Raw genomic sequence first — 13,247 nt, 5'->3', positions numbered from 1 at the left:
GGGCAAAATCCCTTTCTCATTAAGGAGAACACATGAAAACTAAAGCACCCGTATCAAAGAACGAACGTCTCGACGTGACCATTGCCGACCTGACCTATCAGGGGATGGGCGTGGCCAAGGTCGATGACTTCCCATTATTTATCGAAAACGCCTTACCCGGCGAAGAACTGACGATTCAGGTCACCAAGGTTCAGAGCCACTACGGCTTTGCGCGGGCCATTTCCTGGCAAACGGAATCGCCTGACCGGGTGAAGGACGTGGACAAGACTTACCGGCAGACGGGGATTGCGCCGCTCCAACACCTGGCGTACCCGGCCCAACTGAAGTTCAAGCAACACCAAATTGCCGAACTCTTCAGTAAGGCTCACCAAGACGTTGAGGTGGCGCCAACGCTGGGCATGGCCAACCCGACCCAGTACCGGAACAAGGCCCAAGTGCCCGTCCGGATGATCAAGGGGCAGCTGGAAACCGGATTTTACCGGCAACACAGCCACGAACTTATCCCGTTGACCGACTTCTACATTCAGGATCCCGCCATTGATGCGGCCATCGTCAAGGTTCGCGACATCCTCCGTCAATTCGAGATTCCCGCCTACAACGAGATCAATGACAAGGGTGTCATCCGCAACATCATGGTGCGCCGTGGTTACTACAGCCATGAGATGATGATTGTCCTGATTAGCCGGACGCAGAAGCTGCCGAGTCAGGCCCAATTGGTGGACCAGATTCACCAGGCCTTACCGGAAGTCACCAGCATCGTGCTCAACGTCAACGCCAAGAAGACCAACGTGATCATGGGGAACGTGACGCGGACGTTGTACGGCAAGCCAACGATTGAGGATAGCCTGTTGGGCTTAACCTTCGCCATTTCGGCGCGGTCCTTCTACCAAGTGAACCCGCAACAAACGGAGAAGCTCTACCAAATGGCCATCGACAAGGCCGGCCTGACCGGTGAGGAGACCGTGATCGATGCCTACTGTGGGATCGGGACGATTTCACTGGCCTTGGCTAAGCATGCCAAGCAGGTCTACGGGGTCGATATTGTCCCCGAAGCCATCGAGGACGCCAAGGTGAACGCGCAGAAGAACCATTTGACCAACGTGACCTTCGAAGTCGACAAGGCCGAAGACCAGATGGCCAAGTGGCAGGAAGCCGGCATCAAGCCCGACGTCGTGGTGGTCGATCCACCACGTAAGGGTCTGGCCGAAAGCCTGATTGACTCTACGGCGAAGATGGGCCCCAAGAAGGTCGTCTACGTCAGCTGTAACCCGGCCACGTTGGTCCGCGATGTGACGCGGTTCCAAGAACTCGGTTACGTCATCGACGGGCCGATTCAGCCGGTCGACCAATTCCCTCAAACACCCCACGTGGAAAGTGTCACGGTATTGGTTAAAAAGTAAATCTAGAGATGAAGACCCGTCACCGTGCTTAGCGGCAGACGGGCCTTTTTATATGGCAAAATGCTTTAGAAATTTCACACCACACTTTGGACGTAGTGGATAATAATTGACGGATGAAATTATTGTGATCTGTATGTGCCACGGGATTTAGGACACAATTCATGATTTATCAATGTTATCTCCCATAAACTATTTTATTAATGATTGTTTGGTAGTATAATATGAATTGCGCTTGGTTCGTTAAAACGCGAGACAAATGATGAGCATAATCGGGGGATTGCAGATGAAACGAAAAGGATGGCTAGTGGCTGGGTTAGCGGCCTTATTTCTAGGCCTGAGTGGTATTCAGCCGGGGTATGCGTCCTCGGATAAGTTAGATATTGATAATGGATTAGCCACGGTACCGCAAGGGTTAGCCCTCAATAGCTACTTTCAAAAGGGAACTTCGTCGAATAACGATGCCCACGTGGCTGACGGGACGAATGCGGCGTCGCCCGGTACGCAAGTCGTGGAACTCACGACCAATAGCGGTCAGGTGGGATCAATTTGGTCGAATGAAGCCTTTAAGTTTGACCTGAATAAGAAGCAGGTCGCATCGATGTGGCTGAACTTCGGGTCCAAGGGTTACGATGATAAAACATTAACCTATGTTCCGGCAGATATCCCCGGGGATGGCATGGCCTTGGTTCTTCAAAATGCCGATTCACCTTATAGTGCCACCCCCAATTTTGGCACGAACTCGCCATACGGGGAGACCTTGGGCGTCTGGGGCGTTGCCAATCTAGGGACGACCGATACGGCGGCGGTGGCCAGTACGGCGATTCAGAACAGCTGGGCGTTGGAATTTGATTCGTATATCAATAAATCTACCTCTATGGCGAATACAACGGGGGCCGATTCGTTTGATACCGATACGACTGGTGGGAAGCTAACGGAGCCACATATCGCGGCGAATTATCCGGCCCAGTCCTCGACGTATTTGGCTAAGACGTTGTCGGAAACGACCGGTATTTTTCCGTTTATAACGACTAAGACAAGCTCGTACATTCAAATGAAGCATCAAGGCGTTATTCAAGGCAATAACTTCGAGTACTTGTCCGACGGTGCTTGGCATCATTTGACCCTGACCTATACGCCGAAGTCCGGGACGACCGCGGCGAAGATGACTTATGCGTTTAACGATAAGAATCCGACGACCGGTGCCAGTCAGCCCGGGCAGACGAATAGTGTGGACGTTGACCCGGGAATCATCGATCCGCAGGGCACTGGAACCGCCTATTGGGGCTTTACCGGTGCCACGGGGAGCTATAGTGAAGCCAGCATGGTGGCGTTCGAGCAGATTCCGAACCTCGTTAATGCCACGGCATCGGCTGACATGACGGCGAACGGGAAGACCGTGAGCGATGGGGATAAGATTAGCGCCAATTCACCCGTGACGTTGACGTATCACGCAAATTATGAGAGCGGCTCGGCGGACTGGCAGGGCATTAAGGCACTGCTCAAAATTCCCGATGGACTGACGATGACTAAGGGCATCGTGAAATATGGGAATGGTGATTCGACAACGCTGGGGGCCGCTGATCTCGATAGCCTGAGTCAGGGCAACGGCATTGACTTAAAGGATTTAAACGGAGGCAATCAGACCGCTACGATTACGCTGACGGGCACGGCGGCGGACGTTAACTCTGCGACGACCGCGGCCAGCACCGTGAGTGATTTCCGGGGGAGTAATGCCATTGTCCAGGCGACGATGCCGGGCTTCACCGTCAGTCCGTCGACGCTACATTTGGCCACGGATAAGACGGCGATTTCAGCCAGTGGGACGGTTGACGTGCCGGTCACCGGAACCGTGACGGACACGGCCAATGCGGTGACCAACAGTAACCTCGTGATCCACGGAAAGCTGAATGACGACACAGACTTGTCGGATACCGACTTGGCAACCAGCGATGCGGCGGGGCATTTCTCGGTTTCGGTTCCCGCCGATAAGCTACAGCCGGGGGCCAACGTGCTCGATCTGACGGCTGAGGATAAAACCACGGGCGCCCTTTCCAACGTGGGTGAGGTCGTCATCACGGTGGGTGAGCTGAAATTTCAGACGATAAGCGGTGCGGCGCGGTACCAAGCCCAGCTGACGGGTGCCCAGCAATTGGTCGCACGCGATAGTTCGAGTGATCTCTCGATTGTGATTCAGGATACCCGCGCTAGTGGCAACGGTTGGCAGCTAACGGCGGCGGCGACACCTCTGGCGGACGATGCGGGCAACGCGTTGGCGGGACACTTAGTCTACGTCAATGGGACGCAGCAGACGGCGTTGTCCGAGGCAGCCGCCCCCGTGATGCGTCATGCGGCTGATGGGAGTGACGCGACCACCAACGTGACGGGGGACTGGACAGCGAGTCAGGGCCTCCTGCTGGATTTGGATGCGGACGCGCTACAGTCTTCGGCAACATATAAGAGTCAAATTAACTGGACACTGATTAATTCTGAGCAGACTTAGGACAGTGTGATGGTCAAACGAGTATGGTTTTAGCCGTTCGTTAGTGAACGGAAAGTTGGGGAAAGCTTAAAAAGGAGCATTACGCTAAAGTCGGTGACGTCGGTCGCCGACTTTTTGTGTCTCTGGGATCGTGTCACGGGGAGCTCCCATATCTAGGGGGTTCATATCTTGAAGGCTCTTTTCGTGTACGATGATTCAAAATAAAAAAATTTTCCGGGCGCGCATTAAAATTATGACCAATTGAACGATCGTCAGGGCCGGTCGTTTACTCGTGGGGGAGATCTCCAGTTATTAATAGCGGTGGCAACCCGGTTAGTCGGAGACGGTGATTTTTGCCCACTTACAATTAACCGCTCAGTAAGAAAACTTGTGTTCTATCTGTTAACTATGTTACATAGCGGGTCGGAGTGAAATGTCTAGGGACAATTTGCTTTTTCCATATATTGTATTCGTTTCGGAATCTTGGTACCATATATGGTGCATTCTTAATGATGGGAGCGATTGATATGATGACTGCAGCAATGGCCACAAAAATCACATTAACGGCGGACTTTATCGCCCAGACTGAACGCGAGGTGACGCCGCATTGGGGTGAACTGGGATGGGTGACCTACAAGCGGACCTACGCCCGTTGGCTGTCGGAACAGAATCGGACCGAGGAATGGCCCGAGACGGTTAAACGCGTGGTGGAGGGCAACATTAACCTCGACCCTCGATTGCACGATGGGACGGCGGACGCCCAAGTACGGGCTGACTTGACGCAGGAGGCCCAACGCTTATTTCGGCTGATCTACGGCCTAGCCGCCACACCATCCGGTCGGAATCTTTGGATCTCCGGCACCGATTACCAGCACCGCAACGGGGATGCGCTGAACAACTGTTGGTTTGTGGCGATTCGGCCCCAGGCCTATGGGGACAGTCACATCGTTCCCGACTACCTGACGGCCAATCAGGTCGCGGTCTCCATGCCGTTTTCCTTCATGTTCGATCAACTCATGAAGGGCGGCGGGGTCGGCTTTTCCGTGACGCCCGACAATGTTCGCCAGATGCCGCGGGTTGACCGGCAGATTGACCTGACGATTGTGATTGACGCCGCGAGTGCCTCCTACGCGGATTCGGTGGCTCTCGGCGCCGTTGACCGGACCGAATGGTTGCGCGACCACACGCTGGCCAATGCCCGCTACTACCGGTTACCGGATACGCGGGAAGGCTGGGTACTGGCCAATGCCAATCTGATCGACGCGCACTTCGATGCCAGCAATCCCACGCATCAGCGACAGGTGGTCTTGGACATTAGCGATATTCGGCCCAAGGATGCGCCCATTCACGGTTTTGGCGGGACCGCTTCTGGCCCCATGCCACTGGTTGAAATGCTCTTCGATATTAACCAGATCTTGAATGACGCGGTCGGCCGTGATCTAACCGCCGTCGACTGTACCGATATGGGTAACTTGATTGGTAAAACGGTAGTTGCGGGTAACGTCCGGCGCTCGGCCGAACTCGCCCTGGGCGGTGCCGCCGACCAAGATTTTATTACCATGAAGCAAGACAAGGCTAAGCTCTACCATCACCGCTGGGCCTCCAACAACAGTGTCGCCGTGGATCAACAATTTAACGACTACCAACCCGTGGCCGCGGCCATTCAACAAAATGGGGAACCCGGGATCGTGAATCTCGAGCTATCGCGGAACTATGGCCGCCTAGTCGATGGTCGGCAGGAAGGGATTGATGGCGCGGTTGAAGGCACCAATCCGTGTGGTGAAATCTCGCTGAGTAATGGCGAACCCTGCAACCTCTTTGAAGTCTTTCCTAGCGTCGCCGAGGAACAGGGCTGGCCGTTGGAAGACGCGTTTGGACTGGGCGCCCGGTACACGAAGCGGGTCACGTTTAGCCACTACGACTGGGAGGTCTCACGCAAGGCCATTCAGAAGAATCGGCGGATTGGCGTGTCCATGTCCGGAATTCAGGACTGGATTCTAAAGACCTTCAAGCAGCGGGTCGTGACCGGCTTTGAAACGCAGACGTTGGCCGATGGCACGACCGTTCAGCGACCCGTTTACAATCAGCTCGCCGTCGACCGGGTCAATGACCTGTATCAAGCGGTGGTCGCTGCGGATGCGGCGTATTCTAAGACGCTGGGGTGTCAGCCGTCGATTAAGCACACCACGGTTAAGCCGTCCGGGACGGTGGCCAAGTTGGCCGGGGTCTCCGAGGGGATGCATTTCCACTATGCCCGTTACCTGATTCAACGGATTCGGTTCCAGGATAGCGATCCCTTACTGCCGGCCCTTCGCGCTTGTGGCTACAAGGTGGAACCCGACGTTTACAGCCAGAACACGATGTGTGTGGAGTTCCCCGTGAAGGCCGCCCACGCCGATAATCCGGCCTTTGCCTCCGCGGGTGAGGTGTCGATGGCTGAACAATTTGCGACCCAGGCCTTCCTGCAGAAGTATTGGTCGGATAACGCCGTGAGTTGCACGGTGACCTTCCAGCCGGAAGAGGGGGACCAGATCAGTGGCCTCTTGCGTCAGTACCGCAACGCCATCAAGTCAACCTCCCTGTTGCCATACAGCGGGGCCGACTTCAAGCAGGCACCTAAGGAACCGATCGATGCGGCGACTTACCAACAGCACTGCGCCCAAATTACGGGTGACGTGGCGAAGAAATTTGCCGAGTTGACGGGACATCACGATCAGAAGGATGTTGAACTGGTGGACCAGTCTGACTGTGCCGGCGGGGCTTGCCCAATCAGATAGGTTACCGGGCGAAAGGAGACGCCAATGACGAAGATTTATACGCGGGTCGGCGATCAGGGGATGACCAAGCAAGTGAGTGGTCGGATGGTCGCCAAAACGGATGCTCAGATTGTCGCGCTGGGTGAGATTGACGAGCTGCAATCCTACTTGGGTGTGGTCGTGACGAGCTTGAAGGTGGACCAGGCCCAACTACGGGTGGAGCTATGTGACGTGCAGCGGAAATTGTACGCGCTAGAGGCCGATATCAGTGTGAAACGCCATCAGGAAATGACGCCCGCCGATACGACGGCGTTGGAAGCGCGGGTGGATGATTTTACGGCACAAACGCCGGAACTCAAGGAATTTATCCTACCGGGTGGTTCTCCGGCCGGCGCCAACTTACAGTACGCGCGGACGGTGGCCCGCCGTGCGGAGCGGGCCGCGGTCGCGTTAAATGCCGTGCAACCCCTAGATCCCGCTATTTTGACGTATCTCAACCGACTGTCGGACTACCTGTTTGCCATGGCCCGGTACGTGAACGCCTTAGACGGGTACGCAGAAATCCCCAGTAATAAGGAGAAGGCGGAACGTCTGGCGGCTAGGCGGGATCATAAATAAGTGAGTGGATTTGAATCTCCTACTCGGAGGTAGACGTGACTAGTGATTAACTGTATGATTGTGGTAGACATCGTGAAAGCGCTTTGATAGAATTTGTTTTGTACTGGTTTTCAATGAGTATACACAATGTCTGAAGAATTTAACGGTTACCTGCTAACATTGTGGAGCCGCCAAGACTTTTTTAGCGGGAACTGCTGGGGTAAAAGGTCTTGAAGGCAGAAATTTAAGTGGCAGCGGTTACAAGTGTGGGGGGCTTTTAGTGAATATTGGAACTGTGAAAAGTACAACCTTCTTTAGTCAGGTCCATCCACTGGTTAGCATCCTGTATTTTGTGGGATTATTCACATTACTTTTGACTTTCAACCATTTACTCTTGATTGGGACTTTATTCGTTAGTGTATTGCTATTGAGCGGCTGGTATTTCAGCTTTCATCGGTTGCTAACCTTTTTCAAGGGTATTGTCACGTTAATGATTGTGATTGTTCTCTTTAATTTGATTCTCAATCAAAATGGTCGGGGACTTCTATGGCAGTGGTCGCTGGGCGTTGTGAATTTGCGCATTACCCGGACCGGTTTCCTTTACGGATGCACCATGGCGTTGTCACTAGGGGCGATGATTGTCGCTTTCGTTCTTTTTAACGGGATTGTGACGACTCCCAAGCTCAGTTACTTACTCTTTCCGGTTGTTCCGCGGTTGGCAATGCTGCTGACCATTTCGCTACGGTTAGTGAGTCTGTTTATTCAGAAGTTTCGCCGGCTTGCCATGTTTCAGAAAACCAGAGGAATTATTCTTTCTGAAGGAAACTGGCGTCAGCGAATTCGTAAGACGGGGAGACTACTGCGCATCTTATTCATTGATTCGGTGTCCTCCGCCATGGAAACAGCAGTTTTGATGGAGGCTCGTGGTTTTGGCGCGCGTAAACGAAGTCACTATCAATCGTACACTTGGCAACGGGCGGATATCATTTTTAGCGGCGGACTGATCACCTTATTTGCAGTTATCCTCATGTGTCGATGGCAGGGGTGGGGCTGGACTGGTGACGTTTACCAGTTTACGGCGATAGCGCATACCGATTGGTGGTTGGTATTGCCGCTACTGGGATTTGTGAATCTGCCACTTCTGGGTGAGGGGATGTATCGCTTATGGGAGAATTAATACGCATTGATCAATTGAATTTTCACTATCCGGAGCAAGCACGTCCGGCGTTGGCAGAGGTTTCACTAACGATTGAAAGTGGCACGTTTGTCACTATCGTTGGGGCTACTGGGAGTGGAAAGACCACGCTCCTGAAGCTCCTGAAGCCCGAATTACGTCCGGCTGGTGAACAGACAGGTCAGGTGATCTTTCACGACCATTCTGTCCAGACCTTGTCACGTAAGGCCAGTGCTCAGCAACTGGGCTACGTGACACAGGATCCCCAGACCCAACCCATTATGGCCACGGTCATTGAAGAACTAGCCTTTTCACTGGAAAATGTGGGTGTGGATGCCGCCGATATGACCATGCGGATTGCGGAGCTTTCAAATTTCTTAGGCTTGGATAAGCTCTTGCATCGGTCGATTGAAAGTCTGTCAGGGGGCCAGCTACAGTTGGTTAATCTGGCTTCGGTCCTGGTTCTGAAACCAGAGGTCATCTTGTTGGATGAACCGACTGCGCAACTGGACCCGACAACGGCGCAAACGTTCTTGGCGGTTTTACGGCAGATCCATGATGAGTTGGGTGTGACGATTATTCTAACGGAACACCGGTTGAACCAGGTCTTAGCGATGACGGATCAATTGATTTTGTTAGCGCATGGCAGAGTTGATTATGTCGGACCGGTTTCAGCCGGTTTGCGACAGATGTATCAGACACAGGAACTCCGACCGTTTGTCCCACCGATTCCTGAATTTTTTTTGGCGCATGAGTTGGCTGCCCAGCCACTTCCTTTAACGGTCACTGCTGGTCGGCATGCCTTACAAATGGCGGATTACAAGCTAGTGGGACAGGAGCAAACGGTCCCGCCCCAAAAGCAGATGTCACCGCTGGTCGTGGTCAATACAATCAGTAAGTCCTATGTGCCGGGAGAGACTATTTTGCGCCAATTGGATTTAACCGTTTATTCAGGTGACTGGTTGGCTATTATCGGAAAAAATGGGTCGGGGAAATCTACGTTGCTGACTGTCTTGGCAGGTTTACAGAAGCCCCAGCACGGGAAGATCCGGTTAAACCAACGGACTGTTTGGAAGTTGAAAAACAAGGACCGATTGCAGCAAATCGGATACTTGTCACAGAATCCGACGGAACAGTTTAGTGGGAGAAGTGTGACCGCTGAGCTGAGAGCACAAGCCACATTAGTGGGGGTGTCGGACGTGGCACAGGCCGTGAAGCGAATGCTAACCGTGTGCCATTTAACGGCGGTTGCCGATCAAAATGCCTTCGATCTTAGCGGGGGACAACAACAATTGTTGGGACTCGGCCTGGCACTGATTGGGAAGCCGACACTTCTGCTGTTGGATGAACCGACCAAGGGGTTAGATCCGGTAACCAAGCAATATATTGGCGGCATCCTACGCCAAGGCCATCATGCAGGATTGACGATTGTCATGGCGAGTCATGATATGGATTTCTGTGCGGCATTCGCGTTGCACTGTACGTTCATGTTTAACGGTCAGGTTAGCCAGCCGCAGCTGACACGTGATTTCTTCACCCGGAATTTCTTCTCAACGACGCCGGTTAACCGGTTAGTGAAGCAGCAGGTTCCTGAAGCTTTGTTTTGGCAGGATGTTCGGTGCGCAACGAAGGGAGGTGAGTCGTAATCGATCATCGAAAAGTCAACTGGGTGTTAATCGTACCAGTGATGTTAATGCTGTTACTTTTAGTCGGCATGCTCCTGTTAAGGGGGAGGCATTACCTCTGGTTTAGCTTTGGTTGTTTAGCTTGCAGTATTTTGCCAGCGTACTGGCATTTCGAAAAACGTGAAATGAGTACACGCTTATTAGTATTTTTAGCGGTCATCGTAGCCTTGGGAGTCTTGGGCCGAGTGCCCTTGGCGGCAGTACCCAACGTTCAGTTAACCAGTTTTGTGGTGATCGTAAGCGCTGTCAGTCTGGGTCCCGAGATGGGATTCGTCAGTGGCTCCATGATGGCGTTGGTTTCTAATCTCTTTTTGGGTCAGGGACCGTGGACACCGTGGCAGATGTTAGCCTGGGGGCTGATGGGCCTGACCACCGGATTGCTCCGGCGTAGTCGGCTGAAGGACAATACCTGGGTACTAGTTATCTGGGGGGCGTTGTGGGGCTTTTGGTTCGGCTGGATCATGGATCTTTGGTACGCGCTAGCCTATGTTCGACCGCTACAACCTGCTAGTTTCCTACTGGCATTTGCCGGGAGCGTGGTGTTTGACGCCCTGCACGCGGCAACAAATGCCATCAGCATTCTGCTACTTTATCGGCCGTGGCGTCAGTTGATGGATCGATTAACGGTCAAATATCAAATTTTACCCAGTCGCGAAGATCACGAACCCTGAAAGTGGCAATATAGGTGCCAAAGTAAAACGCTAAAGCATTCAGTCGTCAGGACTTCGGTCGACAGGTAACGGTATATTTTGAAAGGGTGGTGATGGCCGTAATGGTCTAGGGGAGAAAATGACCACAGGTGTGTCATAGTTAGTTCATAAAAAAATTAAAAGGATGATGGGATAATGTTAAAGACAAATAAAGTAATCGCAGCTTCAATGACCGCAGTTATGATGTTAGGGGCCATTGTGCCGGTGGCCGATGCCAGTGCCGCCAGCATCAAGACGGCTAGCAAGAGTTACCGGACCAGCCATATTAAGAAGGCCAATACATACGCCAAAAAGATGATGAAGGCCAATAAAGATGGCCTGAAGAGTCAGGCGAAGATTTTTAGCAAGTCCGCTTACCCGACCACGGGGGCCGCAGCTGGCTATTCTGATTTTCTGTTGGGGTTGAAGAAGCAGGGGTATAAGTTCACCAAGAGCCAAAAGAAGTTGGTTAAGAAGAACTTAGTTGTTTCCAAGAAGAGTGATCCCGCCGTATTGGCCAATGCCATCATTGGGCTACAGGCCATCGGCGTTAACCCAACCAAGTACAAGCCAGCCGGTGCCAAGAAGAACCTGAACCTGGTCAGCACATTGTATAAGAAATCCATGACCAAGCAAACCGTTAACGTGCAGAGTACGGCGCTGATTGCGGTTTCTTCTAACAAGACCTTTAAGAAGCCTAGTAAGGCCGCATTCTCCAAGTCCTCATTGAGCTTGAAGATTGCCAAGAAACAACAATCCAACCATGGTTGGGCTTACAACAACACCGTGGCTAGCGTGGATAGCGATACCACTGCCGTTGCCGTGAACGCCTTAACCATGGGCAAGAGCAAGAATAAACAGGTCACGACCGCGGCTAAAGCTGGTCGGAGCTACCTCAAGAAGGCCGTTTACAAGAACGGGGCCTTTGGGTACGTTTACGATGGGAAGACCAATCCAAACGCCAACTCCACGGCCGAAGCTATTCTGGGCTTAGCCACCAACAAGACCGCCTTCAACTTCCTGAACAAGAAGGCCATCAAGAAGGGCCAAACGGCAACCCCACTGCGGACCATGTTGAGCTACGTGAAGAGTGATGGCACGGTTAAGGACGCTTACAGCATGACGTTGGCCTATGGTCAAGTGAGCTTAGCGGCCAGTGCTTACCACAATGGCAAATACACGTCCAAGCTGGTTTACACGTTTAAATAAGACTTTAGTTAAGGAGCTGCTGTCATGAAGAAGTCGGTAGGTATTATTGTCGCGACCGTGGTGACCATTCTGATTATCGGGGGTGCGCTAGCCGTTCAACAGCATCACCAACAGGGAAGCACGCCGCCTGCCCGTGAACGGGTCGCGGCGAGTTCCTCGGCGACGACTGAGTCGAAAACAGCCGGTGATCAGGCCGCGTCATCGTCTAAACAGGCCCACCGGAAGTCCGCCACGTCTTCTGCCAAGTCGTCTCGTCAGGCATCAGCTACTGTGAAGTCGGCCAAGAAGTCGACTGCCACGCGTCCATCGTCAGCGTCACGGACGGCGTCGTCTAAGGCGGTCAGTCAACGTCAGACCACGACTTCAAAGGCCACGACAACGCGTCAAAAGCGGCAGGTAGCGCCGGCCAAGAAGGCCAAGAAACAGACGACGGGAAAAGCCTATCTGGTGGTTTCCGGCTATAAGAAGACCTTTTTCAAGGGGCACGTGACACTAGGCGCGCATCCCACGGCCTTCTCCGTCCTGCAGGCGGCCAAGCTCAAGCTGGTGTACCAGAATGGGGTGGTCGTCTACGTCAGCAGCATTAACGGTTTGGCCGAGAATGATGTGAAGACGGGAAGCGGCTGGAAATACCGCGTCAATGACAAATTTATTGACAAGGCGGCCAATTTGAAAAAGATTAAGAATGGCGATCACGTTCACTGGTACTTTACGACAAAGGGGTATTGACGATGCAACGAGCGATGTTTATTGGGGCCATTGGCTGTGGGAAGACCACGCTCTTACAGCGGCTAAAGGACCTCACTATCCACTACAACAAGACGCAAGCGCTTGAGTTCTATCAAAACATTATTGATACGCCAGGCGAATATATTGAGCATCGCCGGATGTACACCAGTATTGCCACGACCGCGATGGACGCAGACGTGGTGGTGATGCTTCAGAGCGCCACGGACCAGCGCCTGATCTATCCGGAAGCGTTTAGCACGATGTTTGCGAGACCGGTCATTGGCGTGGTAACCAAAACGGATATTGCAGATCAGGCGGCGATCGCGTGGGCGGCGGATCAACTGAAACGTGCGGGCGCCAAGCAGCTGTTTGAAGTCTCCGCCTTAACTGGTGATCGGACAGAAGCGCTCCGTCAATTCTTAGATGATTAATAGCAAAGCCCCTCACCAATTGTTGATGAGGGGCTTTGCTATTTAAAGACAATCAAACTTTATGAATGAGAGATTATTTGGGTGAATCAATTGAAAGT

10 protein-coding genes are annotated in these 13,247 nt (G+C 52.8%); all 10 read left to right on the top strand.

Features of this window, described 5'->3' with window-relative positions:
* Positions 1-32: 32 nt before the first annotated feature.
* The 10 genes from rlmD (at position 33) to HEQ50_RS03290 (ending at position 13,149) form a co-directional block, all read left to right on the top strand.
* A complete protein-coding gene (gene rlmD, locus HEQ50_RS03335) occupies positions 33-1,400 on the top strand; it encodes a 23S rRNA (uracil(1939)-C(5))-methyltransferase RlmD (protein WP_168899115.1) in 1,368 nt (455 codons plus the stop codon).
* Between the two features lie 283 nt (positions 1,401-1,683).
* Complete coding sequence (locus HEQ50_RS03330; protein WP_168899114.1) at positions 1,684-3,900, top strand: WxL domain-containing protein; 2,217 nt, start codon at positions 1,684-1,686, stop codon at positions 3,898-3,900.
* A gap of 509 nt (positions 3,901-4,409) precedes the next feature.
* A complete protein-coding gene (gene nrdJ, locus HEQ50_RS03325) occupies positions 4,410-6,656 on the top strand; it encodes a ribonucleoside-triphosphate reductase, adenosylcobalamin-dependent (protein ID WP_168899184.1) in 2,247 nt (748 codons plus the stop codon).
* 24 nt (positions 6,657-6,680) lie between these two features.
* Positions 6,681-7,253, top strand: coding sequence for a cob(I)yrinic acid a,c-diamide adenosyltransferase (locus HEQ50_RS03320; protein ID WP_168899113.1), 573 nt, complete (start codon positions 6,681-6,683; stop codon positions 7,251-7,253).
* 259 nt (positions 7,254-7,512) lie between these two features.
* Entirely contained in the window at positions 7,513-8,409 is an 897-nt protein-coding gene (locus HEQ50_RS03315; protein WP_168899112.1) for an energy-coupling factor transporter transmembrane component T, read from the top strand.
* Entirely contained in the window at positions 8,397-10,052 is a 1,656-nt protein-coding gene (locus HEQ50_RS03310; protein WP_168899111.1) for an ABC transporter ATP-binding protein, read from the top strand. The genes HEQ50_RS03315 and HEQ50_RS03310 overlap by 13 nt, the downstream gene beginning before the upstream one ends.
* A gap of 47 nt (positions 10,053-10,099) precedes the next feature.
* A complete protein-coding gene (locus HEQ50_RS03305; RefSeq protein ID WP_168899183.1) occupies positions 10,100-10,762 on the top strand; it encodes an ECF transporter S component in 663 nt (220 codons plus the stop codon).
* Positions 10,763-10,936: 174 nt separating this feature from the next.
* A complete protein-coding gene (locus HEQ50_RS03300) occupies positions 10,937-11,989 on the top strand; it encodes a fucose-binding lectin II (protein WP_168899110.1) in 1,053 nt (350 codons plus the stop codon).
* Positions 11,990-12,013: 24 nt separating this feature from the next.
* Positions 12,014-12,718, top strand: coding sequence for a DUF4430 domain-containing protein (locus HEQ50_RS03295; protein ID WP_168899109.1), 705 nt, complete (start codon positions 12,014-12,016; stop codon positions 12,716-12,718).
* A 2-nt stretch (positions 12,719-12,720) separates the two neighbouring features.
* A complete protein-coding gene (locus HEQ50_RS03290) occupies positions 12,721-13,149 on the top strand; it encodes a EutP/PduV family microcompartment system protein (protein ID WP_168899108.1) in 429 nt (142 codons plus the stop codon).
* Positions 13,150-13,247: the final 98 nt, after the last annotated feature.

This window comes from Lactobacillus sp. HBUAS51381, assembly GCF_012641095.1.
Lineage (GTDB): Bacteria > Bacillota > Bacilli > Lactobacillales > Lactobacillaceae > Levilactobacillus.
The sequence above is the reverse complement of the archived record's forward strand: the minus strand, read 5'-3'. Positions and strand labels throughout refer to the sequence as shown.

What these genes read in the sequence shown, in the direction of transcription:
- HEQ50_RS03330 (WP_168899114.1), top strand. Translation starts at nt 1,684, where the DNA reads ATGAAACGAAAAGGATGGCTAGTGGCTGGGTTAGCGGCCTTATTTCTA.
- nrdJ (WP_168899184.1), top strand. Translation starts at nt 4,410, where the DNA reads ATGACTGCAGCAATGGCCACAAAAATCACATTAACGGCGGACTTTATC.
- HEQ50_RS03320 (WP_168899113.1), top strand. Translation starts at nt 6,681, where the DNA reads ATGACGAAGATTTATACGCGGGTCGGCGATCAGGGGATGACCAAGCAA.
- HEQ50_RS03290 (WP_168899108.1), top strand. Translation starts at nt 12,721, where the DNA reads ATGCAACGAGCGATGTTTATTGGGGCCATTGGCTGTGGGAAGACCACG.
- rlmD (WP_168899115.1), top strand. Translation starts at nt 33, where the DNA reads ATGAAAACTAAAGCACCCGTATCAAAGAACGAACGTCTCGACGTGACC.
- HEQ50_RS03295 (WP_168899109.1), top strand. Translation starts at nt 12,014, where the DNA reads ATGAAGAAGTCGGTAGGTATTATTGTCGCGACCGTGGTGACCATTCTG.
- HEQ50_RS03300 (WP_168899110.1), top strand. Translation starts at nt 10,937, where the DNA reads ATGTTAAAGACAAATAAAGTAATCGCAGCTTCAATGACCGCAGTTATG.
- HEQ50_RS03305 (WP_168899183.1), top strand. Translation starts at nt 10,100, where the DNA reads ATGCTGTTACTTTTAGTCGGCATGCTCCTGTTAAGGGGGAGGCATTAC.
- HEQ50_RS03310 (WP_168899111.1), top strand. Translation starts at nt 8,397, where the DNA reads ATGGGAGAATTAATACGCATTGATCAATTGAATTTTCACTATCCGGAG.